The sequence below is a fragment of the Nocardia africana NBRC 100379 genome (assembly GCF_001612635.1).
Taxonomy (GTDB): Bacteria; Actinomycetota; Actinomycetes; order Mycobacteriales; family Mycobacteriaceae; genus Nocardia; species Nocardia africana.
Genome location: NZ_BDAV01000009.1, coordinates 512,776 through 539,558 on the forward strand (window position 1 = coordinate 512,776; position 26,783 = coordinate 539,558).

The window sequence follows — 26,783 nt, forward strand, 5'->3', positions numbered from 1 at the left end:
CCAGGCTCTCAGTTGGCCGTCCAGTTTTCCGGGAACCAGGTGTTGTGGCTGGCGCCGCCGTCGACGTAGATGATCGAACCGGTGGTGCCGGGCAGCCAATCCGAGAGCAGCGTGACGATCGACTTGGCGACCACGGTCGGGTCGTCGACGTCCCAGCCGATCGGCGAGGCGCCGTCCCAGTAGGTGTTGAGCATGTTCAGCTGCTTGGCGTCATCGGTGGCCGTGCCGGCGATCGCCTTCGCGGCGAGGGTCTTGATCGGACCCGCGGCGATCAGGTTGGACCGAACGCGCTTGGCCTCGCCCACCTCTCGTGCCACATAGCGGTTCACCGACTCCAGCGCGGCCTTGGCCACACCCATCCAGTTGTAGTACGGCATCGCCGTGCGCGGGTCGAAGTCCATACCCACGATCGAGCCACCCTCGTTCATCGCGGGCAGCACCGCGCGCGCCAGCGAGGCGTAGCTCCACGCGGAGATCTCGAAGGCCTTGGCGGCGTCGGCGCCCGGGCCGTCGAGGAACGGCAGCGCGTCGGGGCCCATCAGAGTGCGCGGGGCGAAGGCGATGGAGTGCAGAACGCCGTCGATGCCCTCGGGCGCGAGTTCGCGCACCTTGTCGGCGAGACCGGCGAGATCCTCCTCGCTCGTGACGTCGAGGCCGATCGCGGGCGCGATTTCCTGGGGCAGGCGCTTGGCGATGCGGTCGATCAGGCGCAGCCGCTCGGGGATACCGGTGATGATCACCTTCGCGCCCTGCTCCTGGGCCACCTTGGCCGCGTGGAAGGCGATCGACGAATCGGTGATGATGCCGGTGATCAGGACGGTTTTACCGTCCAGGATTCCGCTCATGGGTGGTGAATTCTCCTCGGGGAAACTCGGATGGGAAGTCGACGGGCTCGGGCCGCCGGCTCAGTGGCCCATGCCCATGCCGCCGTCGACCGGCAGGATCGCACCACTGATGTAGGAGGCGTCGTCGGAGGCCAGGAAGCTGATCGCCGCGGCGACCTCCTCGGGCAGGCCGATGCGGCCCGCGGGGATCGCCTTCAGCGCCATCTCGCGCATGTCTTCCGTCATGTCCTGACGGGTCATGTCGGTGTCGATCAGGCCGGGCGCCACCACGTTGGCGGTGATGTTGCGTGAGCCGATCTCGCGGGTGATCGCGCGCGCCATGCCGACCAGGCCGGCCTTGGCGGCGGCGTAGTTCACCTGACCGGGAACACCCGTCTGGCCCACGACCGAACCCAGGAAGATGATGCGCCCGAAGCGGGCCCGCAGCATCGCCCGGTTCGCGCGCTTGGCGCAGCGCCACGCACCGGTCAGGTTGGCGTCGATGACCCGGGTGAACTGCTCCTCGCTCATCCGCATGAGCAGGGTGTTGTCCACGATGCCGGCGTTGGCCACCAGCACCTCGACCGCGCCCTGCTTGGCCTCGACCTCACTGAAGGCCGAATCGATCGAATCCGAGTCCGTCACATCGCATTTCACGCCCAGAAGACCTTCCGGCGCGCCCGATCCACGATGGGTGACGGCAACCTTGTGCCCGTCGGCGGCCAGCCGCTGGGCCACCGCGAGACCGATACCGCGGTTGCCACCGGTCACCAGGACCGATCGGGAAGTGAAGTTCGACATGAATGTCAACCTATCTGTTCGAGTTCGACTGTCGTGGCCGGGTTGCGCGGTACCCGTTATGGCAGGCGTTGACGATAGACCAAACCGCCCACGACACCCGCAGCGGTCAGCAGCAGGCCCAGCAGCAGCCACGGCCGGGAGGCGTCACCCATCTGCATCTCGTAGCCGATCTGCTTGTCCAGGGTGTCGTAGACGGCGCTGAGTTCTTCCAGCGTGGAGGCGGTGTAGAAGTCGCCGCCGGAGATCTTGGCGATCTCGCGCAAGGAGTCGTCGTCGACCGGTACCCGGACGCGCTGGGAGCCCTTGCCGTCCTGATCCGGGATCTCGACCGACCCCCAGGTGGTGCCGAAGGAGATGGTCGACACCGGGACGCCCTTCTGCTTGGCGACCCGTGCCGCGACGAAGCCGTGGCGAGGGTTGTCGACGTCCTTGTCGTCGGGCACGGTCTGCTTGCCGTCGGACATCAGCACGATCCGCGCGGGGGGCGGCGTCTGCGCCCCGCCCAGCACCGAGGCGAGCGTGTCGATGGCCTGCAGGGCGCTGAAGATGCCCTCACCGGTGGCGGTGCGTTCGGCGAGCTTCATATTGTTGATCGCCGCCTTCATCGCCTCCCGGTTGGTCGTCGGCGAGACCTGCACCGACGCGGTACCGGCGAAGGTCACCAAGCCCAGGTTGATGCCCGGGGTGAGACCGTCCACGAAATCCGTCGCCGCCTTCTTCGCGACCTGGATCCGGGACGGCGGCACATCGGTGGCCTCCATCGACAACGACACGTCGATCACCAGCATGACCGTGGCCCGGTTGCGCGGCACCTTCTTGGCCGCCTGGGGACCCGCCGCGGCGACCGTCAGCAGGGCCAGGCCCACCAGCATCAGTGCCACCGGCGCGTGCCGCCAGTTGCTGGGACGCTTGGGCGCCACCTTCTCGAGGGTCTCCATGTTGGAGAACCGCAGCATGTGCCGTTTGCGCCGCCGCTGGACCAGCACGTAGAGCAGCGCGATCGCGGCGACGACGATGAGGAATATCAGCCAGATCGCGGACGTGAAATGCGAAATACTCACTGTCGGGGCACCCGCCCGGTCGGGGCGCCGAAGGTGTGGCGCCGAGTGGACACGAAACGGACCACGTCGGCGATCCAGTCACGATCGGTCCGCAGCGTCATCACCGGCGCGCCGCAACTGCGCAGCGCCGCCTCGACCTGTTCGCGATGCTGCTGGGCAGCACGGCCGAAGTCGGCGCGCAGGGTGGGAGTGACGGTGAATTCGCGGGTGCGGCCGGTTTCGGGATCGTGGAGCACCACGTCGCCGACGTCGGGCAGATCCAGATCCAGCGGATCGAGGATCTCCACACCGAGCAGATCGTGACGGCCGGAGATCGCGCGCAGCGAACGCTGCCAGTCGATCTCGCCGAGGAAGTCCGAAATAACAACGGCCAGACCGCGTTTGCGCTGCGGCCGGCGCAACGACTCGATGGCGCCGCGCAGATCGCCGCGCACGCCGTCGCTCGCATGGGGGGTGGTGGCGATGCTGCGCAGCAGCGACTGGGCGTGCACCCGTCCGGTGCGGGCCGGAATGCGATACAGCCGTTCGCCGTTGGCGACGACCGCGCCGATCCGGTTACCGCCGCCACTGGTCAGATGCGTCACCGCGGCGGCAGCCGCGACCACCAGATCGCGCTTCTGGCACAGCGCGGTGCCGAAGTCCAGACTGGCCGACAGGTCGACCACGAGCCAGGTCTCGAGCTCCCGGTCGGCGATCATCTGCCGCACGTGCGGATGGGTCGTACGCGCGGTGACCGACCAATCCATCTGGCGCACATCGTCGCCCGGCTGATACATCCGCGCGTCCCCGGGCTCGGAGCCGGGGCCGGGGATCAGCCCGAGATGATCGCCGTGCAGGACGCCGTCGAGGCGGCGGCGCACCGTCAGCTCGAGGGTTTTCAGCGCCGCCGACAATCGCGGATCACGCAGATCTCCGGACCGGAACGACGGCGGCGCACTGTCGTGATGGGCGGGGAGGTGAGCTGAGTTCGTCACTGGCGCAACCGAATCCGATGCCCCGCTCACTGGCGCTGCGGCTGCCCGGCGCCCTGACCGTTCTGCGGCTGACCGGCCGGATGCGGGGCGATGGGCTGCGGCGCGGCAGCCTGCGGGCCCGGGGCCGGCATCGGCGCCGGACCGCCGGGGGCGGGTGCGTTGGCCTGGGTGGCGACCTGCGGCAGCCCGACGGTCTGCAGGACCCGGCGGATCACGTCGTCGGGGCTCACCTCGTCGGCCAGCGCGTCGTAGGACAGCACGAGGCGGTGGCGCAGCACATCCGGAACCACCTCGACCACGTCCTGCGGCACCACGTAATCGCGGCCGCGGATCAGCGCGACCGCGCGGGCGGCGGCGATGATGCCGAGGCTGGCACGTGGCGAGGCGCCGTAGGCGATCCAGCCCGCGACGTCCTCGAGCCCGAATTCGGCCGGCTTGCGGGTCGCGGCGATGACGCGCACGACGTAGTCGACCAGGGCGTGGTGGACGAAGGTGTTGGCGGCCAGCTTCTGCAGCCGGATCAGTTCGGCAGGCTCCAGGATCTGCTTGGGTTCCGGCGGGGTCACACCCATCCGGTAGATGATCTCGCGCTCCTCCTCGACCGTCGGATAGTCGACGACGACCTTGAACAGGAAGCGGTCGCGCTGCGCCTCGGGCAGCGGGTACACACCCTCGCTCTCGATCGGGTTCTGGGTCGCCATGACCAGGAACGGATCGGGCATGGGGTAGGTCTTGCCGCCGATCGACACGTGCCGCTCGGCCATGACCTCGAGCAGCGCCGACTGCACCTTCGCGGGCGCGCGGTTGATCTCGTCGGCGAGGACGAAGTTGGCGACCACCGGACCGAGTTCGGTATCGAACTCCTCGCGGCCCTGCCGGTAGATGCGGGTACCGATGAGATCGGTGGGCACCAGGTCGGGGGTGAACTGCACGCGCGAGAAGCTGCCGCCGACCACCTTCGCGAAGGTCTCCACCGCCAGCGTCTTGGCGATACCGGGCACACCCTCGAGCAGCACGTGCCCGCGAGCCAGAACGCCGACGAGCAGCCGCTCGACCAACCGGTCCTGACCGACGATGACCCGTTTGACTTCGTAGATCGCCTTCTCCAGGGTCGCGACGTCACGCTCCAAAGTGCCCGAGGCGGCCTCCGCCTGCTTCACCGCACTCCCAGCGCTCACATCGTCCGTCGAAGTCACCAAACTCCCCGCTTTCGCTTCGGTCTCCATGCGTGCCGCCCCAACTATTCCAGGTATCGGGCAAGATTGCCGCAACTGGGCTCGCACAATGTCGCGGGCCAGGCCTCCCGGGCGGATCGGAAGGCACTCGACGGTGTCCGGAATGCACCGATTCCGAATTGCCGTGTCGCAGCCGGTCGCCGTGACGCGATCAGCCCACCGCGGCCAGGTATTCGGCGTAGAACAGGGCCAGCCCGATCGCGGCCGCCATGCCCGCGAGCAGCCAGAATCGGATGATCACCGTGGTTTCGGGCCAGCCGCCGAGTTCGAAATGGTGATGGAACGGCGCCATCTTGAACAACCGGTTGCGGGTGGTGCGGAAAACCGCGATCTGCAACGCCACGGACAGAATTTCGGCGAAGAACAACGCGCCCACGACGACCATCAGCAATTCGGTGCGGGTGGTGATCGAGATTCCGGCCAGTAGCCCGCCCAGGGCCAGCGACCCGGTATCGCCCATGAAGATCTTGGCCGGATTGGCATTCCACCACAGGAAACCGATACAGGCGGCGCCACCGGCCGCGCACACCACGGCCAGATCCAGCGGGTCACGCACGCTGTAACAGCCCGGAAGGGCATGGGCGGCACAGGAATTGGTGTACTGCCAGAAGGTGACGATGATGTAGGCGCCGAGTGCGAAACCCATCGATCCCGCGGCCAGCCCGTCGAGCCCGTCGGTGATGTTCACCGCGTTGGACCAGGCGACGACCACGAAGCACACCGCCAGCAGGAAGATCACCAGCGGGAAGGCCACCGTGGGCCAGTCGCGCACGTACGACACCTGCCGGCTGGCCGGGGTGAGCCCGGTACCGCCGGGAAAGCGCAGCGCGAGGATTCCGAACACCACGGCGGAGCCGATCTGGCCGATGTACTTGCCCGTCGCGGTCAGGCCCAGATTGCGGTGCTTGCGGATCTTGATGAAATCGTCGAGGAACCCCACGAACCCGAGCGCGGTGGCCAGGCCGAGCACCAGCAGCCCGGAGGCCGAGGGCCCGTCGGCGTCGTAGCGCAGGCCGATCAGATGCGAGCCCAGATAACCGGCCCACAGCCCGGCCACGATGGCGATGCCCCCCATGGTGGGAGTGCCCCGTTTGGCCTGGTGACTCTGCGGTCCCTCGACGCGGATCTGCTGGCCGAGATTCCGGCGTGCGAACAACCTGATCAGCAACGGCGTCACGGTGATCGAGACCGCGAGTGCGATCGCCGCCGAGAACAGGATCTGCCTCATCAATACCCCAACTACTGCCGAACTCTCGGCTCGTGCCGAACGGACCGGCACGATATGTGCCGATTCGCATGGTAGCCAAGATCATTCGGAGGTGCGTCAGGTGATCAGGCGAACGGCGTACGGCATGATGCCGCCCTCACGCACCGGCGAAATCTTCACCACGTCACCGGATTCGGGCGCCTCGATCATTTTCCCGTCGCCCAGGTACAGCGCGACGTGCTCACTGCCGTTGGCTCCCCAGAACAGCATGTCCCCGCGCTCGCGCTGAGCGACCTTGACCCGGGTGCCCATCGTGTACTGGTAACCGCTGTAGTGCGGCAGGGAGATGCCGACACCTGCGAAGGCGTAGATCATCAGACCCGAGCAGTCGAATCCCACCTTGTTGTAGTCGCCGTAGGAATCGGCCACACCGCCGTCGTGGATGCCCTTGGTGGGGCCGTCCTCGTCGCCGCCGCCCCAGGCGTAGGTGACGCCCAGTTGCGACATCGCGCGGTCGACGACCGTCTCGATCAGTTCGGAGCGGCCGCCGCTGGGCCGGCTGGGGGTCGACATCGACCGGCGTGGCGGCGGTGCGTTGTCCAGCTGGGTATGCGGCCGCTTGCCCGCGCCGAGCTCGGCGGCGCGGTCCCGCGCGGCCTGATCGGCCGCGGAGCGTGCGGCGGCGGCGGTCGCGGCGGCTTGGGCGGCGGCGACTTCGGCCCGGCGCTGACGATCCCAGGCCAGGTAGGCCTCGCGCTGGCCCTGCAGGCCGGTCACGGTGGCCCGGGCCTGGTCGAGCTGCTGCTGGGCCGAATCGCGCTGGGCCATCAGGGCGTCGCGCTTCTGCGCCTGTTCGTCGAGAGCGGCCTTGGCGGCGGCGACCGCGGCCTGCGCCTGCTGTCGTTTCCGATCGGCCTCCGCCGCGGCCGTGTCGGCGGCCTTCTTGGCCTGACGGGCGGCGGAATCCTTGTTGGCCTGCTCGACCTGCGCGCGGCGCAGGCCGTCGATGGCGGCCTGCTGATTCTTCGACGCCATGCCGAGCAGATCGGCGCGGTCGAGCGCGGCGGCCGGATCGGAGCCGGCGAGATAATTCACCATCGACGTCGAGCCCGGGTGGGTGTAGGCGTCGACCGCGAATTCGTCGAATCTTCCCTGCGCCTGGTCGAGCTGGGTTCCGGCGGTCTGCAGATCGCGCTGGGTGACGGCGACCGTGGCCGCGGCCGCGTCGGCGGCGTCGCGGGCGTTCTGCAGATCGACCAGCGCCTTGTTCACGGCTTCCCGCTTGCCGGCGACCTCGGTGTCGAGCTGGGCGAGCTGCTGGTCGGCGGTGGCGACCTGATTGATCAATCCGCTGACCTGATTGACCCCCGCATCGACCTGCGCGCCCGCCGCGGCGATATCGCCGTCACTCGGATTCGGAGGGGGCGGGGGCACCGCGGCCACCAGCGGAGCCGTCACCGTCAGCGCGATCCCACATAAGAGCAATCCCACAGCGACCTTCGCGGCACCCCCGGACCGCCTCGGCGATATTCGCATCACACCTCCCTGATCCCGCTGCGGCTCCCGGCGAGCACCAGATTCGCCAGGACTGCGCTGGGCGACCGATCGAGGCGTCGCCGCACGAGCACCAACGGTCCATCTGCCCTCGAGGGACGCTGGAGGCCCATGTGACACTTCTTCCCCAAGAGTGTCACCTCGAAACCGTACGACACTTCCTTCACAGAGGAAACATCGGACGACAAATCACAGAGGAGTAATTTCTGGTTTGCTAAAAATTTGCTAACTGTAAATAGGGGTTTCGGGGGGAAATCGAACCGGTCGTTCAGTATCGTCCCGCGAATCGAGACGTATCCCTCGAATCGGGCATCCCGCCGAGGTGGCAGCTAGCTTCCGGCGACCGCCCCGGCTCGCCCGCGACACGCCGCGCACGGCCTCCGGAGGCGCCTACCGGGACGCAACCGGGGGGTTCGGCGCCGCATCATCGGCCGCCACCGCGGCCCGCTCACGCGCCGCACGCCGGGACTTCAGGTAGTACAGCCCGCCGATGGTCAGCACGGTGCCCGCCAGCACGACCCCCGTGATCGCCGTCCACGACACCTTTTCCGGCGTCTCGAGCCGGTCGACGAAGATCTGCGCCGCCGTGGCGGTGTGCCCGCCCTGGTACTTGGCCTTGTCCTCGGCCCACTCCAGCCGCGCGCGGTTGATGGAATCGCTGTAGGTGCCGATCCAGTCGTCGCTGAACACCACGACCGTGCCGTGCTCGGTCTTGCCGAGGGTGGTCGCCAGGTCACGCAGATCCGAATCGCGGCCCGGATTCCCCTTCACGACCACGATGTTCAGCTCGATGCCGTGGGCGCGGGCCTGATCCGCGATCTCGGCGAGCTTGTCCTGATCCTTGGACGCGGGCGCGGCTACGTGGTTGTCGGCCAGATCCAGCACGATGGCGTCGACGTCGGTATCCGGCGGTAGCTCCGCGGCCATGGGGGTGAAAACCGAGGCATACGAGACGGTCATCTTCCATCCGGTCTTGTCGAGCCGCCGACTCCAGCGACGGGCGTCCAACACATTCACGTGATCAACACACACCTGGCCGGCACACCGGAGGCGACGACTCCGGCGGGGCCTTCGAGCACAGTACGCGACGGGGGCATCATGGATGGCGGCACGCCGCGCCGTATGTGCCCCGCACGCTTCATAGGACAAGCGTACTGTTAGAGTTCGGAAGTACGAGGCGCGCAGCCCGAAACGCGTCCTCGACGACAGCCGCCGGCGCAGCCCCGCCGGTGGCCACCCCACGGGGCCCGCACGCGCCCCGATCGGAACACCGACGAGTGGAGCTGAACGTATGACAAGTATCGATACATTCGGCGCCAAGGGCACCCTCGAGGTCGGAAGCAACTCCTACGAGATCTTCCGCCTCTCGGCCGTGCCCGGCACCGAGAAGCTGCCCTACGCCCTGAAGGTCCTGGCGGAGAACCTGCTCCGCACCGAGGACGGCGCCAACATCACCGCCGACCACATCCGCGCCATCGCCAACTGGGATCCGTCGGCGGAGCCGAGTATCGAGATCCAGTTCACCCCCGCCCGCGTGATCATGCAGGACTTCACCGGCGTGCCGTGTGTGGTCGACCTGGCCACCATGCGTGAGGCCGTCAGCGCCTTGGGCGGCGACCCGAACAAGGTCAACCCGCTCTCCCCCGCCGACATGGTCATCGACCACTCGGTGATCCTCGACGTCTTCGGCCGCGCCGACGCCCTCGAGCGCAACGTCGACCTCGAATACCAGCGCAACGGTGAGCGCTACCAGTTCCTGCGCTGGGGCCAGGGCGCGTTCGACGACTTCAAGGTCGTCCCCCCGGGCACCGGCATCGTGCACCAGGTCAACATCGAGTACCTGGCCCCGACAGTCATGGTCCGCAACGGCCAGGCCTACCCGGACACCTGCGTCGGCACCGACTCGCACACCACGATGGTCAACGGCCTGGGCGTGCTGGGCTGGGGCGTCGGCGGTATCGAGGCCGAGGCCGCGATGCTCGGCCAGCCGGTCTCCATGCTCATCCCGCGGGTCGTCGGCTTCAAGCTCACCGGTGAGATCCAGCCCGGCGTCACCGCCACCGACGTCGTGCTCACGGTCACCGACATGCTGCGCAAGCACGGTGTGGTCGGCAAGTTCGTCGAGTTCTACGGCGCCGGTGTGGCCGAGGTGCCGCTGGCCAACCGCGCCACCCTGGGCAACATGAGCCCCGAATTCGGCTCCACCGCGGCGATCTTCCCGATCGACGAGGAGACCATCAACTACCTGCGTCTGACCGGCCGCTCGGACGAGCAGCTGGCCCTGGTCGAGGCCTACGCCAAGGAACAGGGCATGTGGCACGACGCCGCGCACGAGCCCGCCTACTCGGAGTACCTCGAGCTCGACCTGAGCACCGTGGTCCCCTCGATCGCCGGTCCGAAGCGCCCGCAGGACCGCATCCTGCTCAGCGAGTCGAAGGCGGCGTTCCGCTCCGACATCACCGATTACGTCACCGGTGACTACAACGGGCTCGACGAGGGCGTCGAGGAGACCTTCCCCGCCTCGGACCCGGTCTCGGTCTCGGCCGGCGCCGCCAACGAGAGCTACGCACCCGCCCATTCGGCGGCCAACGGCGCGAAGGGCCGGCCGTCCAAGCCGGTCAAGGTGGTCTCCGAGGATCGCGGCGAGTTCATCCTCGATCACGGCGCGGTCGTGGTCGCGGGTATCACCTCCTGCACCAACACCTCCAACCCGTCGGTCATGATCGGCGCTGCGCTGCTGGCTCGCAACGCGGTGGAGAAGGGCCTGTCCAGCAAGCCGTGGGTCAAGACCAACATGGCTCCGGGTTCGCAGGTCGTCTCCGACTACTACGAGAAGGCCGGTCTGTGGCCCTACCTGGAGAAGCTGGGCTTCTACCTGGGTGGTTACGGCTGCACCACCTGCATCGGCAACACCGGCCCGCTGCCGGAGGAGATCTCCAAGGCCGTCAACGACAACGATCTGTCGGTGACCGCGGTGCTGTCCGGTAACCGCAACTTCGAGGGCCGCATCTCCCCCGACGTGAAGATGAACTACCTGGCCTCGCCGCCGCTGGTCATCGCCTACGCGCTCGCGGGCACGATGGACTTCGACTTCGAGAAGGACGCGCTGGGTCAGGACACCGCGGGCAACGACGTGTTCCTGCGCGACATCTGGCCCTCGGCCCAGGAGATCGACGACACCATCAAGTCGGCGATCAGCCAGGACATGTTCCGCAAGTCCTACGCCGACGTGTTCAAGGGTGACGAGCGCTGGCAGAACCTCGAGACCCCGTCCGGTGACACCTTCGCCTGGGACGAGAACTCCACCTACGTCCGCAAGGCGCCGTACTTCGACGGGATGGAACTCGAGCCGGCCCCGGTCGAGGACATCAAGGGCGCCCGCGTGCTGGCCCTGCTGGGTGATTCGGTCACCACCGACCACATCTCCCCGGCCGGTCCGATCAAGCCGGGCACCCCGGCCGCGCAGTACCTCGACGCGCACGGCGTCGAGCGCAAGGACTACAACTCCCTGGGCTCGCGCCGCGGCAACCACGAGGTCATGATCCGCGGTACCTTCGCCAACATCCGGCTGCGCAACCAGCTGCTCGACGACGTCTCGGGTGGCTACACCCGCGACTTCACCCAGGAGGGCGGCCCGCAGGCGTTCATCTACGACGCCTCGCAGAACTACCAGAAGGCCGGCATTCCGCTGGTCGTGCTGGGCGGTAAGGAGTACGGCTCCGGTTCCTCGCGCGACTGGGCGGCCAAGGGCACGCGCCTGCTGGGCGTCAAGGCCGTCATCACCGAGTCGTTCGAGCGCATCCACCGGTCGAACCTGATCGGCATGGGCGTGATCCCGCTGCAGTTCCCCGCGGGCGAGTCGGCCGCGTCGCTGGGCCTGGACGGCACCGAGGTGTTCGACATCGAGGGCATCACCAAGCTCAACGAGGGCGTCACGCCGAAGACCCTGAAGGTCACCGCGACCAAGGAGAACGGCGAGAAGGTCACCTTCGACGCGGTCGTGCGCATCGACACCCCCGGTGAGGCCGACTACTACCGCAACGGCGGCATCCTGCAGTTCGTGCTGCGCAACATGATTCGCGGCTGATATCCCGCACCCGCGGCGCGTCGTGCCGCGCCCGGCGTCCGTTCGGCTCGCCGGGCCGGCACGAATATCGTTGCGCCGCCGCAGGATCTACGCGTCCATGCTCGTACTGTGAGAACCCCCGCGCCGGATCGTCCCGGCGCGGGGGTCCGCGCATTCCCCGCTGGAGGAGCCCATGCCCAAGGTCAGTGACGATCACCTCGCCGCCCGGCGCAGCCAGATTCTGGACGGGGCGCGGCGGTGTTTCGCCGAATTCGGGTACGAGGGTGCGACCGTCCGCCGCCTGGAAGAGGCGATCGGGCTGTCCCGTGGCGCGATCTTCCATCATTTCCGGGACAAGGACGCCCTGTTTCTCGCCTTGGCCCAGGAGGATGCCGAACGGATGGCCGAGGTCGCGGCCAACGAGGGCATCGTGCAGGTCATGCGGGAGATGCTCGACAATCCCGCGCAGTACAACTGGCTGGGCACCCGCCTCGAGATCGCCCGGCGCCTGCGCACCGATCCCGAATTCGCCGCCGGCTGGACCCAGCGTTCGGCCGAGCTGACCGCGGCCACACTGGCCCGCCTGGAACGCCGCAAGGCGGCCGGCGCGCTGCGCGACGACGTCCCCACCGACGTGCTGCTGGGCTATCTCGATCTCGTCCTCGACGGCCTCATCGCCCGCATTGCCTCCGGCCACGTCAACGAAAACCTCACGGCCGTACTCGATCTCGTGGAGGCGTCGGTCCGCCGCCGGGACTGAACCGGCCGCGACATCCGCCCGTGCCCGCGCCGGCTTCGTCGTACCATGTGCTGATGATCATGGGGCGGGGACGATGGTACGGAGTGCTCAGCGGTGCGAGGCGCACCTCATCGCGGCACGCGGCGGCGGTGCTGTCGATCGCCGTGCTCGTCGCGGCGTGCGGCGGCGGCGCCGCACCCCAGGATCCGTATCTCTGGCTCGAGGAACTCGACAGCCCGCGCGTGCAGGCGTGGGTCGGCGAACAGAATCGCCGGACCCTCGACGTGCTCGAACACGATCCGCGCTACGCCGACAATCTCGCGCAGGCGACGGCACTGGCGAAGACGCCCGATCGCATCCCGATGCCACGTTTCGAGGACGGCACCGTCGAGAACTTCTGGCAGGACGGCGACCACAAACGCGGCATCTGGCGCGAGACGACGACCGCCGAGTACGAAGCACCGCAACCGGCGTGGACCACACTGCTCGACCTCGACGAGCTATCGCGGGCCGAGGGGAAGAACTGGGTCTGGCGCGGCGCCGACTGTGATCCGGTCACCCATCGCCGATGCCTGATCAGTTTGTCCGACGGCGGCGAGGACGCCGTCTCGGTCCGCGAATTCGACCGGGACACACGGCAGTTCGTGCCGGACGGCTTCGCGGTACCGCGCGGCAAGGTGGATCTCACGTTCAGCGACGAGAATACGGTGCTGATCGCGCGGGAATGGCGGCCGGGCGAGACGACGGCCTCCGGATACCCGTATATCGTCCGGCAGTGGCGCCGCGGCCAACCCCTCGACGCCGCAACCGAAATCGCGCGTGGTGACCGGACCGATCAGCTGTCGACCACACCGGTCGTCCTGGACAACGGCGCCGGCCGGCGGCTCGATTTCGTCGTACGCGGCCGGACCTTCTTCGAACACGACATCGAACTGCTCACCGCGACCGGTCCGGTACCGACCACGCTCCCGGCGAAGTCGGACCTCGCGGGTTTCATCGGCAATCACATCCTGGTGTCGCTGCAACAGGACTGGGCGGTCGGCGCGACGACCTATCGGCCGGGCGCGCTGGTATCGGTGGATGCCGACCAGCTGATCACCGATCCGGCCCATCCGCAGGTGACACCGGTCTATGTTCCGGGGCCGTCGGAGAGCCTGAGTGGTGTGCAGACCACTCGCGACCACGCGGTGGTCACCTCACTGAACGACGTGCGCGGTCGCGCCACCGTCTACACGCCGCGCCCGGACGGGACCTGGTCGCCGACTCCGGTGCCGTTGCCGGACAACGCGACCGTCGACACCGTCACCGCCGATCCGGCGGGCGATCGCGCCTATCTGTCGGTGACCTCGTTCCTCGTTCCGACCACACTGTGGAGTGTGGACACCGCCGCGGGCACGGCCCGGCAGGTGAAAAGCACACCGCCGCAGTTCGATTCGTCCCGCTACGTGGTCGAACAGCGGAAGGCGATCTCGGCCGACGGCACGGCCGTGCCGTATTTCGTGGTCCACGCCGCCGATATGGCGTTCGACGGCTCGAACCCCACCCTGATGTACGCCTACGGCGGTTTCGGAATGTCGCAGACACCGTCGTATCAGGGCTTGCTCGGCCGGCTCTGGCTCGATCACGGCGGCGTCTACGTTCTGGCGAACATCCGCGGCGGCGGCGAATTCGGTCCCGCCTGGCACGAGGCCGCGCGCACCACCGGCCGGCAGCGGGCGTTCGACGATTTCGCCGCCGTCGGCAAGGATCTGGTGGCCCGCGGCGTGACCAGCGCACGGCGGCTCGGCATCCAGGGCGGCTCCAACGGCGGGCTGCTCATGGGTGTCGAATTCGTCCAGCATCCGGAGATGTGGAACGCCGTCGACATCCAGGTACCGCTGCTGGACATGATGCGCTACGAGAAGATCGCCGCCGGCGCCTCCTGGGTGGACGAGTACGGCAGCGTCGACGATCCCACCCAGCGGGCATTTCTCGAATCCATCTCCCCGTACGGGAACGTGCGACGCGGCGCGCATTATCCGGAACCGTTCGTCTGGACCACGACCAAGGACGACCGGGTGGGCCCGCAGCACGCCCGGAAATTCGCCGTGCGGCTGGCCGAGTTCGGCGACCCGTATCTGTTCTACGAGGCGGGCGAGGGCGGTCACGGCGCGGGCGCCGATCGTGAGGAGCAGGCCCGCACCAGCGCGCTCGAGTACACGTATCTGATGCGGCGGCTCATGTAGCCGCCGCCGGACGGTGACCGATCCCACGCCCGGTCCGGAAATACCGGGAACATCGCACCCGTTCGCCTCGGATATGACCTTCTCCGTGCCCGTCACCGTCCGCGGTTACGAACTCGACGTCAACGGCCATCTCAACCAGGCCGTGTACCACCAATACGCCGAGCACGCCCGGTGGGAGGTGCTGCGCGCGGCCGGACTGGTCCCGGACAAGATGCGGCTGTCCGGGCTCGGCCCGGTGGTCCTGGAATCCACCGTCAAGTATCGGCGGGAACTGCATCTGGGCGACGAGATCACCGTGACCTGCGCATGCCGCTGGGGAGAGGGCAAGGCGTTCTGGATGGACCAGCAGATTCGCAAATTGGACGGGACCGTCTCCGCGGAATTCGCCGTCGTGCTGGGGCTGATGGATCTGGACGCGCGCAAACTCGTGTCGAATCCGGGTAAACGCCTCCTCGAGCTCGCCGAATCCCCCGGCGTGCTCGGCCTGTGAGCCGTTGACAGCTCAACCGAATAGCTTTCGGCGATAGCGGTTTCCGCGTCCGGCGCCGGGCACGGGGTTCGCACCGGAAATATTTCGTTGCGAACCGGCCGGGCACCGTGGCGGGCTATGATCCAGATCACGCTCGACTTCCGGGGCAACTTGCGAGCAGATCGGAGTCCAGCCCATGAACGATGCCCGCCGCCAGGTACCCGAACGCACCCGGCCGCGCCCGCAACTCCGTCACCCGGCACCGCCACTGGCCGGCCGCCTGGTCGCCGAATCCCGCGACACCATCAGCGTCCGCGTCGCCGAGGGAATCTGGACTCTCGACCGTGACGACGTCCTGCAGCTGCGCGACGGATCCCCGGAGACCGACGTCGGCGCCGCGGAACGCCCCGTGCTCGTCTGGATACGGCCCGGCGCCACAGCGGATTTCACACAGCGGCGCCGCATTCAGCTCACCGAACGCCCGCTCACGCTACCGCCGCGTCCCAGCCCCGCCGTCGGTGAGGATGTGCTGGCCCGCCTGACCGACCAGTGGGCCCGGCGGCTCGACCTCGCGCCCGCCCCGGGGGCCGCCGGCGCGACGGTGAGCTACAGCCAGACTCGCAGCGGCGGTGGCAGCGACGACGGCACCGCCTGCGACAGCCTGGACTGAGGGCCGGTCGATGAGTGCCGGGTCGGCGGGTGCCGTGCTGATCGTCGCCGAGACCGGCGACCTGCACGCCGACGCGATGGCCTCGATACTGCGGAATATGTACGGACTCAACCCGATTCGCCTGGATATGCGCGATTTTCCGCGCGAATGCGGCAGTTTCCGGCTCGATCGCGCCGGGGCCGCCCGCTCGATGTCGCATATCACCGGTCTCGACGACGTGACCGCCGTGTGGTGGCGCCGTCCCCTGCCCTGCCGGGTGCCCGGCGGTTTCCTGGACGCCGACGACGATTTCCGGCAGGCCGAATGCGACGGGTTCCTGCAGGGCATGCTCTGGTCGATACCGGCGCTCTGGGTCAACGATCCCGGCGCCGACCGCACCGCCACTCGCAAGATCGTGCAACTCGACACCGCCCGGCGCAGCGGCTTCGCGATCCCGGAAACGTTGATCACCAACGATCCCGACGAGGCTCGCAGCTTCGTCGATTCCCGCGGCGGGTCGGTGATCTACAAGCGAACCGGCACCGGCCGCGCGGAATTCTCCGAAACCCGCATCGTGAGCAGCGAGGATCTCGGCCGGTTCGACACCATCCGCTCGGCGCCGACGACCTTCCAGGACTACGTCGAAGCCGAATGCGATCTGCGGGTGGTGTGGATCGACGGCGTCGAATGGGCGGTGCGGATCGACTCGCAATCCGGTGTGGGATGGGTGGATTCGCGCCTGGACACCTCGGTGGCCTTCACCCCCGCGCGGCTGCCCGCCTCGGTGAGCAAGTCGCTCACCACGCTGATGGGTGCGCTCGGACTGGTCTTCGGCGTCCTCGACATCAGGCTCGGGCTCGACGGCGAGTACTACTTCCTCGAGGTGAATCCGCAGGGGCAGTTCGCCTATCTGGAGATCAAGACGGGGCTGCCGATCTTCGCCAGTCTCGCCCAGTTCCTCGTCCACGGTGAGGCGATGGTCGCCGGCTGAGCCGGTGTCACGGCCGGTCCAGCTCGGCCAGCAGCAGCCGCGCGATCCGGTCCAGTTCGGTGCGGTCGCGCATCGACAACCCGGACAGCAGGCGCGTCTCGTTCTCGGTGTGTGCCGTCACGACCTCGTCGACGCGGGCGCGACCGGCCTCGGTCAGGGCGACCCGGACCGCGCGGCGGTCGGCGGGATCGGCGATACGTCGCACCAGTCCGGCCGATTCCAGGCGGTCCAACCGCCCGGTCATGCCGGCGCGCGACAACATCAGGGTGTCGGCCAGGACCGACGGGGTCAGTTCGAACGGCTCACCCGAACGTCGAAGTGCCGCAAGCACATCGAACTCGCCGCGCTGCAGCCCGTGCGCGGTGAACACCGCGTCGATCTCGCGCTCGGCGAGGACGTACAGGCGGCCGAGCCGACCGAGCACCGCCATCGCCGTGAGATCCAGGTCGGGGCGTTCCCGCTCCCACTGCGCCACGATCGCATCCACCGCATCGGTCTGTCGTCCAGCCATGGACACATACTATTCGACGGGATATAGTTCGGTAGCGAACTATCCGATAGCGAACTACTTGGAGATCAGATGACCACCGCACCTCGCATCCCCGCCGCCGTCGTCCAGCCCGCCGAGGCCGAGGTACGCGCGACCGACGCCGTCACCATGCGCCTGCTGCTGGATTCCGACCGCACCGGCGGTAGCGTCAGCACGCTCGAAGTCACGATGGCCCCCGGCGCCGACGGGGCGACCCCGCACTACCACACGCTGTCCGACGAGTTGTTCTATGTCGCCGAGGGCGAATTGCAGGTGCTCGCGGGCGAGCAGATCACGACCGTCGGGGCCGGCGGCGCGATCACCGTGCCGCGGTTCATGCCGCACGCCTTCGGCGCCGCCCCGGGTTCGCCGGCGCGAATCCTGATCGCACTGACCCTCGCCGTGCAGCGTTTCGGCTACTTCCGGCTGCTCGAGCGGGTCGCTTCCGGCGAGGCCACCCTCGCCGAACTCGCCGCCACCCAGGACGAATACGACAACCATTTCGTCGACGCCCCGCACTGGTGGGCCGAACGCAACGCCCACCGGGCGTGAAACTCCGCGCGCATCGGCAGCAAGCGCCGACGACCGCGGAAGCCGATCGGCCGCTTCGGGCGAGTGGGCGGGTCAGGCCTTGCTGACCGCTTTGCGCCGGTTGGCGCCACCACGGCTGCGGAGTTGCACATGCGACTCCACGAGCACGTTGTGAATGAATCCGTACGAGCGGCCGGTCTCCCGCGCCAGCGAACGAATGCTGGCGCCCGCCTCGTATTGCTTCTTGAGCTGGGTTTGCAGCCGGTCGCGCGACTTGCCCGTGACGCGCGTGCCCTTACCCAACATCGACTTCCCCTGTGCGGGCCTGTCACTCATGGCTTCCTCCGGTCGCCGTGCAGCCTCATTCCAGGCTAGACACTCGATCCGCAGTGATCAACGCCTCACTGTGATGAAACTCACCGATTCCGAGGATCTTTCGGCGTGTCTCGGCGCGTCGCCGGAAGCATTCGCCACGCTCAGGCCAGCTGAATCAGCTCCAGGTACTCCTGCGACCAATGGTCCTCGGTGCCGTCGGGCAGCATGATGACCCGTTCCGGGTTCAGCGCCTCGGCCGCGCCCGGGTCGTGGGTGACCAGCACGACGGCACCCGCGTAGCTGCGCAGCGCGTCGAGGACCTGTTCACGCGAGACCGGATCGAGGTTGTTGGTCGGCTCGTCGAGCAGCAGCACGTTGGCCGCCGAGGACACCAGGCCGGCCAGCGCGAGCCGGGTCTTCTCACCTCCGGACAACGTGCCGGCCGGCTGGTCGAGCTGCGGGCCGGTGAACATGAACGCGCCCAGCAGCCCGCGCAGGTCCTGCTCCCCCGCATCGGGTGCGGCGTGGCGGATGTTCTCCCAGACGGTGGCGTTGTCGTCGAGGGTGTCGTGCTCCTGCGCGAAATAGCCGATGCGCAGGCCGCGGCCCGGATCGATCTGCCCGGCGGTCAGCGGCTCCACTCCCGCGAGCAGACGCAGCATGGTCGTCTTGCCCGCGCCGTTGAGGCCCAGGATCACGACCCGGCTGCCCTTGTCGATGGCCAGGTTCACGCCGGTGAAGATCTCCAGCGATCCGTAGAGCTTGGTGAGGTTGGTGGCCATCAGCGGCGTCTTGCCGCAGGGAGCGGGTTCGGGGAACTTGATGCGGGCCACCTTGTCGGCCACGCGCACGTCGTCGAGTTCGGAGAGCATCCGCTCGGCACGCTTGACCATCTGATGTGCCGCAGCGGCTTTCGTCGCCTTCGCGCCGAGTTTGGCGGCCTGCTGCTTGAGCGCGGAGGCCTTCTTCTCCGCGTTGGCGCGCTCGCGGACACGGCGCTGTTCGTCGGTGGCACGGGCGTCGAGATACTTCTTCCAGCCCATGTTGTAGATGTCGGCCTCACCGCGCACGGCGTCGAGGAACCACACCTTGTTCACCACGTCGGCGAGCAGGTCGACGTCGTGGGAAATGACGATCAGGCCACCGTCGTGGTTCTGCAGGAAACCCCGCAGCCAGGTGATGGAGTCGGCGTCGAGGTGGTTGGTGGGCTCGTCGAGCAGCAGCGTCGTATCGGATTTGCCGCCCGAGCCGTCGGACGCGGAGAACAGGATGCGCGCCAGCTCGATGCGCCGGCGCTGACCGCCCGACAACGTGCGCAGGGCCTGGCCCAGCACCCGGTCCGGCAAACCGAGGCTGTGGCAGATCCGGGCGGCCTCGCTCTCGGCGACATAGCCGCCCAGCGCCGAGAATCGTTCCTCGAGCCGGCCGTACTTGCGCACCGCCTTCTCACGTTCGGCGTCGTCGACGACCTCGGCCATCAGGGCCTGCTGCTTCTCCATATCGCGGATCAGCTTGTCGAGTCCCCGCGCCGAGAGCACGCGGTCGCGGGCCAGGACGTCGAGATTTCCCTCGCGCGGATCCTGGGGCAGATAGCCGATTTCACCCGAACGAATCACTTTGCCGGCGTAGGGTTCTCCCTCGCCGGCCAGGATGCGCAGGGTGGTGGTCTTGCCCGCGCCGTTGCGGCCGACGAGACCGATCCGATCACCGGCCTGCACCCGCAGCGCCGAACCCGGCGCGGTGAGCAGGGTGCGGATTCCGGCCCGGACCTCCAGGTCGGTCGCGGTGATCACAACAGTCTCCTAGCACGGTAAGGGGGCAAACGGTTCGATTGTGCATCCCTCGGACACACCAGAACCACCCATTTTACCGGCTCTCGACGGTCACCCGGCCACCACCCGCAGCGTGCGCAACGTCGGATCGGCCGGGTCGGGCACGTTCATCCCGTTCTCCACTCCGGACCGCAGGTAGTCCACCACCGCGGCGTCGACCAGCTCCCCGGGCACGATCACCGGGATTCCCGGTGGATACGGGGTGACCTGTTCGGCGGCGATGCGGCCGATCGCGTTCTCGAACGGCACCGTCTCCTGCGGCCCGAAGAAGGCGTCACGCGGATTCATCACCGATTCCAGCTGCAGTTCGCGCGGTGCGGGCACATGGATGTCGGCGGGGCTCGGGCCGGCACCTCGGTACTGCACCCGCCACGCGGTCATGGCGTCGATCAGCGCGTCGACGGTGTCGGTGTCGTCGGCCATCGACAGCGTGGCGAGGATCCGGCGATGGTCACTGTGCCCCATGTCGATGCGGCGATGTTCGCGCAGCCAGTCGGCGACCTCGAAACCCGTTGCGCCGGTTCCCGATACATCCATCAGCACCTGCATGCGATCGAGGTCGTGGGAGGCCTCGGTGCCGAGCAGTTCGTCCTCCATCACCGAGATGCCGGGAATGCGGTCGAGTCCGGTCCGGGCTCGTTCGGCCGTGTGCAGCGCGTCGGTGAGCAGCTTCTCACCATGCTCGACCATCTGCCGCCGCCAGCCGTCGATGGCCGCGTAGAGCAGCACATTGGGGCTCGTCGTGGTGAGCAGTTCGGCACACAGCTTCAATTTGTCGACGTCGACCAGATCGCCCTGGACGTGGAAGACCGAGCCCTGTTCGAATCCGGCGCCCATCTTGTGCACGCTGACCACGCAGACATCGGCGCCGGCATCCATCGCCCAGGTGGGCAGATCGGGGTGGAACGGCAGATGCGCGCCCCACGCCTCGTCGATGATCAGCGGCTTGCCGCGGCGATGGCAGACCTCCGCGATGGCGCAGATGTCGGCGCAGGTGCCGTACGGGCTCGGGCTCACGATCAGCGCGCCGGCCGCGTCGGGATACTTCTGCCAGGCCTGCTCGACCTGTTCCGGGGACGGCGGATGCGACAGGTGACGCTGCGCATCCCAGCGCGGCGGGACCCACCGGGGCAGCACGCCGGAGAACACCAGACCCGCGACGATGGATTTGTGGCTGTCGCGGCCCAGGATGAGGCCGCCGTCGGCGCCGCCGGCGACGGCGAGCATCGCCGCCTTCACCGACAGCGAGCTCCCGCAGGTGGAGAAGAACGCCGCGTCGGCGCCCACCGCGTCGGCCATCAAGTCCTCGGCCTCGCTCAGATAGCCGCCGCGCGAGAGCCGGTCGTCGAGACCGGGCGCGGCGAGGATGTCGGAGGCCAGCGCGCCGCCGAGCACCTCGCGCACACGCGGGTCGGCGCCCGCGCCCTGCCGATGCCCGGGCGGCGTGAAGCCGTAGCGGCCGAGTTGCCGGTATTCGGCCAATGCGTCCAGTACGGGGGCCCGTGAGTGATCCATCGGTTCGCCTCTCCTCGGTACCAACGGTGATCGCGTACCGCTCAGCGCAGGGCCGGCAGTACTTCCTTCTCGTATGCGGTGAAGAAGCCCTCCAGGTCCGGTCCGATCTGGCCGACGTAGACCTCGTCGGCGCCCGCTTCCACACACGTGCGCACCTGGTCGATGTGGCGTTGCGGGTCCGGCCCGGCGGCGAAGTGCTGCCGCGACGCCTCGCGGTCGAGCAACGACATCGCGTCCTCGAAATCGGCGGGGCGCGGCAGGGTCTGGCCCAACTGGCCGGGCAGCAGTTCGTTGGCCCAGAGCCGGTGGGCGGCATCGACGCCGGACTCCTCGTCGGCCGACCAGCTCACCTTGGTGCCCATCTGCACCGGTTTGGCGCCGCCGCCGCTGTCGCGGAACAGCCCGACCAGCTCGGCGTCGGGACTGGCCGTGCAGTAGCCGTCGCCGATGCGCGCGGCCAATTCCGTTGCCTGCGGGCCGAATCCGGACACATAGATCGGCACCGGCTGTTCCGGCAGCGTGTAGATCCGCGCCTCCTGCACGTCGTAGTGCTCGCCGCGATAGGTCACCATGTCGCCGCGGTGCAGGCGGCGGATCAGGTCGACGGCTTCGGCCAGCATCTGCAGCCGCTCCCCCGGCGGAGGCCACGGATCGCCGAAGATGTGCTCGTTGAGCGCTTCGCCGCTGCCGACGCCGAGCACGAAACGGCCGTCGAGCTGCACGGCCGCGGTGGCCGCGGCCTGGGCGATGATCGCGGGATGGATGCGCACGGTCGGACAGGTCACGGCCGTGGTGATCGGTAGCGACGTGGCCTGGGACAACGCGCCGATGGTGCCCCAGACGAAGGGACTGTGCCCCTGGGCGTCGTTCCACGGATGGAAGTGGTCGGAGATCCACAGCCGCTCGAACCCCGCTTGTTCCGCGCGCTGGGCCTGCTCGACGAGTTCTTTCGGTCCGAACTGTTCGCTGGCGAGAAAATATCCGATGGCTGCCATGTCCGGCGGTTACCCAGCAGCCGCGCCGGTATTCGACCACCCGGGCGCACCAGGTCACCGCCGGCCGTCATCGCCGACCGAATATTTTCCGGCCGAGTCCGCGAGCCGCATACCGTGCCCGGCGCCCCGGCCGGTCACAAGCGCCCCGTCGCGGACGTCGGGCACGCCGTCGACCAGCAGTGGTTCCAGGCGGGTGTGGTCGATGAACCACTCCACGTGACGCAGATGGGCGAACGAGGACACGATCGGCGCGTGCAACGCGGGCGCGCAGTGGGCGGAGATGTCCAGACCGTGCGCGGCGGCGAGTGCCGCGCATTCCACGAAGCCGCTGTAGCCGCCGCATCGGGTCACATCGAGTTGCAGGCAGTCCACCGAGCCGATCAGCGCGGCCGCGTCGTAGTGGCGGTAGACGTATTCGCCGGCGGCCACATCGCAGCGCAGCGCCGCCCGCAGCAGCGCCAGCCCGGGCGGATCGTCGCTGGTGACGGGCTCTTCGAACCAGATCACACCGTGCCGGTCGAGGTCGGCGCCCACCCGGCGGGCCAGCGCGGCGGAGTAGGCGCCGTTCGCGTCGACCATCAACCGGGCGCGGTCGCCGAGCAGCCGGTTCGCGAACGACACCCGCGCGAGGTCCCGATCGGTCCGCTCGCCACGATCCTCCCCGATCTTGATCTTGACGCATCGGCACCCGGCCGAGAGCCAGCCGTCGATCTGCTCGCCGAGTTCGTCGTCGGTGAGCGTGGTGAATCCGCCCGAGCCGTAGACCGGTGTCGCCGGTCGCACGGCGCCGAACAGCCGGCTCAGCGGCACGTCGAGCAGGCGCGCCTTCAGGTCCCACAGCGCGATGTCGACGGCGCTGAGCGCATGTGCGACGACCGCGGCGGTGCCCAGATTGCGGCAGGCGCGCTGCATCCGGATCCGGCAGTCGCCGATATCGAACGGCGAACGCCCGGCCAGCACCGGGGCGAGCACCTCACGCACGATCGCCGCGGTGACGCCGCCGCTGTAGGTCCAGCCCAGCCCGGTCTGCCCGCCCGCGCCGAGTTCGACGGTCACCGCCGTCGTCGCCTCCCATTCGAGGGTGCCGTCGGCTTCCGGCTCCGGCGTCGCGAACCGGTAGACCCCGACCCGGAGCGCCTCGTCGATCGTCGCCGCGCTCACTTCTGATCCTTCGCGGCCAGCGCCGCCGCGAGCAGTTCGACGGCGTGGCGCGGATCGGCGTCCGGTTGCAGCTGCCGGATCTGGGTCCGGCAGCTGAATCCGTCGGCGAGCACCACGGTGCCCGGATCGCGCTCGCGCACCGCCGGCATCAGCGTGTCCTCCGCGCAGGCCACCGAGACGTCGTAGTGGCCGCGTTCGAAGCCGAAATTGCCTGCCAGACCGCAACATCCGGCATCGAGAACCTCCACGTCGGCGCCGGTCGAGGACAGCAGTTCGCGGTCGGTGTCGTAATGCATGATCGCGTGGTGGTGGCAGTGCGGCTGCACCATGGCCGCGGTGTCGACGTGCGGCGGGTTCCAGTCCGGCGCGCGCTCGGCCAGCAGTTCGGCGAGTGTGTAGGTCTGTTTCGACAGCCGGTGGGCATCCTGGTCGCTGTAGAGCAGATCGGGCAGGTCGGCCCGGAACACGGCCGCGCAGCTGGGTTCGAGGACGACGATCGGTGTGCTGTCGCGCAGGTGCGGCGCCAGCACCCGCAGCGTGCGGCGCAGCACGCGTTTCGCGGTGGGCAGCTGACCGGTGGAGATCCAGGTCAGGCCGCAGCAGACGGTGCGCTCGGGCACGACCACGGAGAAGCCCGCGGCCTCCAGCACGGTCACCGCGGCTTCGGCGATTCCCGGTTCGAAATTGTTGGTGAAGGTGTCGGGCCACAGCAGCACGGTGCCGCGCTCGCCGGTGGTGGAGCTGGTGTGGTCGCGGAACGTCCGGGTGAAGCGGCTGCGGGCGAAGCGGGGCATGTCCCGCTGCCGGGCGATGCCGCCCGCGGCCGAGACCAGCCGCCGCAGGCCCGGGGTGTGCGTCACGGCGTTGGCGAGCGGAGCCATCGAGGTGCCGAGCCGGGCCCACAGCGGAATCCAGCCCATCGAATAGTGGGCCATCGGCCGGATCCGGTGTGCGTAGTGGTGGGACAGGAATTCGGCCTTGTAGGTGGCCATGTCGACATCGACCGGGCAATCGCTGCGACATCCCTTGCACGCCAGGCACAGATCGAGCGCGTCGCGGACCTCGCTGGAGCGCCAGCCGTCGGTGATCTCCTCGCCCTGCAGCATTTCGAACAGCAGCCGGGCGCGCCCGCGGGTGGAGTGCTCCTCTTCCCGCGTGGCGCGGTAGCTCGGGCACATCACCCCGCTGCTCTCGCCGCGGCATTTGCCGACGCCCACGCAGCGGCCGGCCGCCTCGCTGAACCGGTGGCCGTCGTCGGGAAAGGCGAAGTGTGTCACCGGTTCCCACGGCCGGTAGTCGCTGCCCTGACGCAGATCCGAATCCAATCGGTGCGGCTGCACGACCTTGCCGGGATTCATCCGATCGCGGGGGTCGAACAGTGCCTTCACCTCACCGAACGCACGAACCACGGTGTCGCCGAACATGATCGGCAACAGTTCGGCGCGCGACTGACCGTCGCCGTGCTCACCCGACAGTGACCCACCGTAGCTGCTCACCAGGCGCGCGGCCCGTTCGACGAAGCGCCGGTAGTGCGCGATCCCGTCGGCGGTACGCAGGTCGAACGGAATGCGGGTGTGCACACAGCCGTGACCGAAATGCCCGTAGAGCGAACTGGATTCGTAGCCGAACTCCTCCAGCAGCGCGTCGAAGTCGCGCAGGTAGTCGCCCAGCCGCTCGGGTGGGACCGCGGCATCCTCCCATCCCTCGTGTGTTTCCGGGCCGTCGGGCGGATAGGCGGTGGCGCCCAGTCCGGCCTCACGAGCCGCCCACACCTCGGCCTCGCGGTCGGGATCGTCCAGGATGGTGGAACTCGCGCCGGTGGCACGTTCGAGATCGGCGATCATCGTCTTCGCCCGCGCGTCGGCCTGCCTCTGATCGTCGCCGTCGAATTGCACCATCAGCCAGGCCTTGCCGTCGGGCAACTGCGAGATGGCCTTCGCCGCCAGATGCCGGCTGTGCTCCAGTTGGACCAGTCGATGGTCGAGGCCTTCGAGGGCGGCCGGGTCGTGCGGCAGGATGCGAGAGACCGCATCGGCGGCGTGATAGACATCGGGGAAGCCGAGGACGGCCATCGCCTTCGCGGCCGGAACCCGCACCAGCTCGATCTCGGCGCGCAACACGGTCACCAGGGTGCTTTCGCTGCCGACGAGGAACTTCGCGATATCGAATCCTCGCTCCGGCAGCAGCGCGTCGAGGTTGTACCCGGACACTCTGCGGGGAATGTCCGGATACGCGGCGCGGATGTCGTCGGCGTAGCGGTCCCGGATCTCGCGGAGCCGGCGGACCAGTTCGTCGGCCTCCGGATTCGTGCCCGGGATCGGATCTTCGGCACCCACCCAGGCGCGCAGTCCGTCGTAGGTGAGGATCTCGAGCCGGCGCACGGAGTCGACCATCTTGCCGTAGGCCTGTGCCGTGGCACCGCACGAATTGTTGCCGATCATTCCGCCGATCGTGCAGCTGACATGGGTCGACGGCTTGGGGCCGACCATCAGCCCGGACGACTTCAACTGCTCATCGAGCGGATCGAGCGCGATGCCCGGTTCGACCACCGCCGTGCGGGTTTCGGCGTCCACGCCGAGCAGCCGGTGACAGTATTTGGTCCAGTCGATCACGACCGCGGTATTGCAGCTCTGCCCGGCGAGGCTGGTGCCGCCGCCACGGGAGAGCAACGGGACGTCGTGGTCGCGGCAGATTCCCACCGCGGTCGCGGCGGCTTCCGGTGTGCGCGGAACGACCACGCCCAGCGGCAGTGCGCGATAGTTCGACGCGTCGGTGGAATAGGCGGCGCGAGTTCCCGAATCGAAACGCACCTCCCCGTCGACCGCCTCCTTCAGGGCGGTCTCGAGTGCCTGCAGCGGCCATCGGTCTCGAAGCGAGCCGCGGTGCGGGCGGGCCGCGCGATCCGCAATCGCCATTCGTGAACCCCTGTCGTGATCGGCCGGATGTGATGCGGCCGCACCTCGGCGCGAGCGGCCGGACATCGCGCGGATACCCGGTCGGCCGCAGGTCACACCCGCCGAATCGGACACCATGGCAGGCGATCCCGGCTCGAATAACAGCCCGTGGCGCGGGTACGCCGCAGATGCGACGCCCCGCCGTACCGCCTCCGG

Annotated in this window: 22 protein-coding genes; 7 read left to right on the forward strand and 15 right to left on the reverse strand. The window is 68.5% G+C overall.

Going from position 1 to position 26,783, the window contains the following annotated elements:
* Positions 1–8: 8 nt before the first annotated feature.
* The 8 genes from inhA to NA3_RS16920 form a co-directional block, all read right to left on the reverse strand.
* A complete protein-coding gene (gene inhA, locus NA3_RS16880) occupies positions 9–845 on the reverse strand; it encodes an NADH-dependent enoyl-ACP reductase InhA (protein WP_062964539.1) in 837 nt (278 codons plus the stop codon).
* 60 nt (positions 846–905) lie between these two features.
* Entirely contained in the window at positions 906–1,625 is a 720-nt protein-coding gene (fabG1, locus tag NA3_RS16885) for a 3-oxoacyl-ACP reductase FabG1 (protein WP_062964540.1), read from the reverse strand.
* A gap of 56 nt (positions 1,626–1,681) precedes the next feature.
* Positions 1,682–2,686: a VWA domain-containing protein gene (locus NA3_RS16890; RefSeq protein ID WP_062964541.1), complete on the reverse strand. Its 1,005-nt coding sequence runs from the start codon at positions 2,684–2,686 to the stop codon at positions 1,682–1,684.
* Positions 2,683–3,660 (reverse strand): DUF58 domain-containing protein, encoded by a 978-nt coding sequence (locus NA3_RS16895; RefSeq protein ID WP_062964542.1) that lies wholly within the window; start codon positions 3,658–3,660, stop codon positions 2,683–2,685. Before NA3_RS16895 ends, NA3_RS16890 begins: the two co-directional genes overlap by 4 nt.
* A 26-nt stretch (positions 3,661–3,686) precedes the next feature.
* Positions 3,687–4,856 carry a chaperone MoxR1 gene (moxR1, locus tag NA3_RS16900; protein ID WP_372464226.1) on the reverse strand — a complete coding sequence of 390 codons (1,170 nt, stop codon included), beginning with the start codon at positions 4,854–4,856 and terminating at the stop codon, positions 3,687–3,689.
* 190 nt (positions 4,857–5,046) lie between these two features.
* On the reverse strand, positions 5,047–6,123 hold the full coding sequence (gene mraY, locus NA3_RS16905; protein ID WP_062964543.1) for a phospho-N-acetylmuramoyl-pentapeptide-transferase: 1,077 nt from the start codon (positions 6,121–6,123) through the stop codon (positions 5,047–5,049).
* A 96-nt stretch (positions 6,124–6,219) separates the two neighbouring features.
* Positions 6,220–7,638, reverse strand: coding sequence for an NlpC/P60 family protein (locus NA3_RS16910; RefSeq protein ID WP_062964544.1), 1,419 nt, complete (start codon positions 7,636–7,638; stop codon positions 6,220–6,222).
* Positions 7,639–8,046: 408 nt separating this feature from the next.
* Complete coding sequence (locus NA3_RS16920) at positions 8,047–8,673, reverse strand: Rv1476 family membrane protein (protein WP_227995177.1); 627 nt, start codon at positions 8,671–8,673, stop codon at positions 8,047–8,049.
* Positions 8,674–8,947: 274 nt separating this feature from the next.
* Here NA3_RS16920 and acnA point away from each other — a divergent pair, with 274 nt between their 5' ends.
* The 6 genes from acnA to NA3_RS16950 all read left to right on the forward strand — a co-directional run bounded on the left by acnA (position 8,948) and on the right by NA3_RS16950 (position 16,795).
* A complete protein-coding gene (acnA, locus tag NA3_RS16925) occupies positions 8,948–11,743 on the forward strand; it encodes an aconitate hydratase AcnA (protein ID WP_062964545.1) in 2,796 nt (931 codons plus the stop codon).
* 172 nt (positions 11,744–11,915) lie between these two features.
* Positions 11,916–12,482, forward strand: coding sequence for a TetR/AcrR family transcriptional regulator (locus NA3_RS16930; protein WP_062964546.1), 567 nt, complete (start codon positions 11,916–11,918; stop codon positions 12,480–12,482).
* 53 nt (positions 12,483–12,535) lie between these two features.
* Positions 12,536–14,686: a prolyl oligopeptidase family serine peptidase gene (locus tag NA3_RS16935; RefSeq protein WP_227995176.1), complete on the forward strand. Its 2,151-nt coding sequence runs from the start codon at positions 12,536–12,538 to the stop codon at positions 14,684–14,686.
* A 73-nt stretch (positions 14,687–14,759) separates the two neighbouring features.
* Complete coding sequence (locus tag NA3_RS16940) at positions 14,760–15,176, forward strand: acyl-CoA thioesterase (RefSeq protein ID WP_062964547.1); 417 nt, start codon at positions 14,760–14,762, stop codon at positions 15,174–15,176.
* Positions 15,177–15,351: 175 nt separating this feature from the next.
* Entirely contained in the window at positions 15,352–15,825 is a 474-nt protein-coding gene (locus tag NA3_RS16945) for a hypothetical protein (protein ID WP_227995175.1), read from the forward strand.
* A gap of 10 nt (positions 15,826–15,835) precedes the next feature.
* Positions 15,836–16,795, forward strand: coding sequence for an MvdC/MvdD family ATP grasp protein (locus NA3_RS16950; RefSeq protein WP_062964548.1), 960 nt, complete (start codon positions 15,836–15,838; stop codon positions 16,793–16,795).
* A 7-nt stretch (positions 16,796–16,802) separates the two neighbouring features.
* On the opposite strand, the gene NA3_RS16955 is transcribed toward NA3_RS16950, so the two are convergent.
* Positions 16,803–17,306 carry a MarR family winged helix-turn-helix transcriptional regulator gene (locus tag NA3_RS16955; protein ID WP_174561082.1) on the reverse strand — a complete coding sequence of 168 codons (504 nt, stop codon included), beginning with the start codon at positions 17,304–17,306 and terminating at the stop codon, positions 16,803–16,805.
* 69 nt (positions 17,307–17,375) lie between these two features.
* Between NA3_RS16955 and NA3_RS16960 the strand changes: the two genes are divergently transcribed.
* Positions 17,376–17,876 (forward strand): cupin domain-containing protein, encoded by a 501-nt coding sequence (locus tag NA3_RS16960; protein WP_062964550.1) that lies wholly within the window; start codon positions 17,376–17,378, stop codon positions 17,874–17,876.
* A gap of 72 nt (positions 17,877–17,948) precedes the next feature.
* Here NA3_RS16960 and NA3_RS16965 read toward each other — a convergent pair whose 3' ends face one another.
* From NA3_RS16965 to NA3_RS16990, 6 genes are all read right to left on the reverse strand, one after another.
* Complete coding sequence (locus NA3_RS16965; protein ID WP_051042699.1) at positions 17,949–18,191, reverse strand: helix-turn-helix domain-containing protein; 243 nt, start codon at positions 18,189–18,191, stop codon at positions 17,949–17,951.
* Between the two features lie 140 nt (positions 18,192–18,331).
* A complete protein-coding gene (locus tag NA3_RS16970; protein WP_062964551.1) occupies positions 18,332–19,963 on the reverse strand; it encodes an ABC-F family ATP-binding cassette domain-containing protein in 1,632 nt (543 codons plus the stop codon).
* Positions 19,964–20,053: 90 nt separating this feature from the next.
* A complete protein-coding gene (locus NA3_RS16975) occupies positions 20,054–21,517 on the reverse strand; it encodes an aminotransferase class I/II-fold pyridoxal phosphate-dependent enzyme (RefSeq protein WP_062964552.1) in 1,464 nt (487 codons plus the stop codon).
* Between the two features lie 41 nt (positions 21,518–21,558).
* Positions 21,559–22,512 carry a TIGR03557 family F420-dependent LLM class oxidoreductase gene (locus NA3_RS16980; RefSeq protein ID WP_062964553.1) on the reverse strand — a complete coding sequence of 318 codons (954 nt, stop codon included), beginning with the start codon at positions 22,510–22,512 and terminating at the stop codon, positions 21,559–21,561.
* Positions 22,513–22,566: 54 nt separating this feature from the next.
* A complete protein-coding gene (locus NA3_RS16985; RefSeq protein ID WP_062964554.1) occupies positions 22,567–23,673 on the reverse strand; it encodes an enolase C-terminal domain-like protein in 1,107 nt (368 codons plus the stop codon).
* Positions 23,670–26,588 carry an FAD-binding and (Fe-S)-binding domain-containing protein gene (locus NA3_RS16990; protein WP_084491632.1) on the reverse strand — a complete coding sequence of 973 codons (2,919 nt, stop codon included), beginning with the start codon at positions 26,586–26,588 and terminating at the stop codon, positions 23,670–23,672. The genes NA3_RS16985 and NA3_RS16990 overlap by 4 nt, the downstream gene beginning before the upstream one ends.
* Positions 26,589–26,783: the final 195 nt, after the last annotated feature.

Excerpts from the sequence above, each read along its gene's own strand:
- inhA (WP_062964539.1), bottom strand. The coding sequence starts at position 845 with ATGAGCGGAATCCTGGACGGTAAAACCGTCCTGATCACCGGCATCATC.
- fabG1 (WP_062964540.1), bottom strand. The coding sequence starts at position 1,625 with ATGTCGAACTTCACTTCCCGATCGGTCCTGGTGACCGGTGGCAACCGC.
- mraY (WP_062964543.1), bottom strand. The coding sequence starts at position 6,123 with ATGAGGCAGATCCTGTTCTCGGCGGCGATCGCACTCGCGGTCTCGATC.
- NA3_RS16910 (WP_062964544.1), bottom strand. The coding sequence starts at position 7,638 with ATGCGAATATCGCCGAGGCGGTCCGGGGGTGCCGCGAAGGTCGCTGTG.
- acnA (WP_062964545.1), top strand. The coding sequence starts at position 8,948 with ATGACAAGTATCGATACATTCGGCGCCAAGGGCACCCTCGAGGTCGGA.
- NA3_RS16930 (WP_062964546.1), top strand. The coding sequence starts at position 11,916 with ATGCCCAAGGTCAGTGACGATCACCTCGCCGCCCGGCGCAGCCAGATT.
- NA3_RS16935 (WP_227995176.1), top strand. The coding sequence starts at position 12,536 with ATGATCATGGGGCGGGGACGATGGTACGGAGTGCTCAGCGGTGCGAGG.
- NA3_RS16940 (WP_062964547.1), top strand. The coding sequence starts at position 14,760 with ATGACCTTCTCCGTGCCCGTCACCGTCCGCGGTTACGAACTCGACGTC.
- NA3_RS16945 (WP_227995175.1), top strand. The coding sequence starts at position 15,352 with ATGAACGATGCCCGCCGCCAGGTACCCGAACGCACCCGGCCGCGCCCG.
- NA3_RS16950 (WP_062964548.1), top strand. The coding sequence starts at position 15,836 with ATGAGTGCCGGGTCGGCGGGTGCCGTGCTGATCGTCGCCGAGACCGGC.
- NA3_RS16955 (WP_174561082.1), bottom strand. The coding sequence starts at position 17,306 with ATGGCTGGACGACAGACCGATGCGGTGGATGCGATCGTGGCGCAGTGG.
- NA3_RS16960 (WP_062964550.1), top strand. The coding sequence starts at position 17,376 with ATGACCACCGCACCTCGCATCCCCGCCGCCGTCGTCCAGCCCGCCGAG.
- NA3_RS16965 (WP_051042699.1), bottom strand. The coding sequence starts at position 18,191 with ATGAGTGACAGGCCCGCACAGGGGAAGTCGATGTTGGGTAAGGGCACG.
- NA3_RS16975 (WP_062964552.1), bottom strand. The coding sequence starts at position 21,517 with ATGGATCACTCACGGGCCCCCGTACTGGACGCATTGGCCGAATACCGG.
- NA3_RS16980 (WP_062964553.1), bottom strand. The coding sequence starts at position 22,512 with ATGGCAGCCATCGGATATTTTCTCGCCAGCGAACAGTTCGGACCGAAA.
- NA3_RS16990 (WP_084491632.1), bottom strand. The coding sequence starts at position 26,588 with ATGGCGATTGCGGATCGCGCGGCCCGCCCGCACCGCGGCTCGCTTCGA.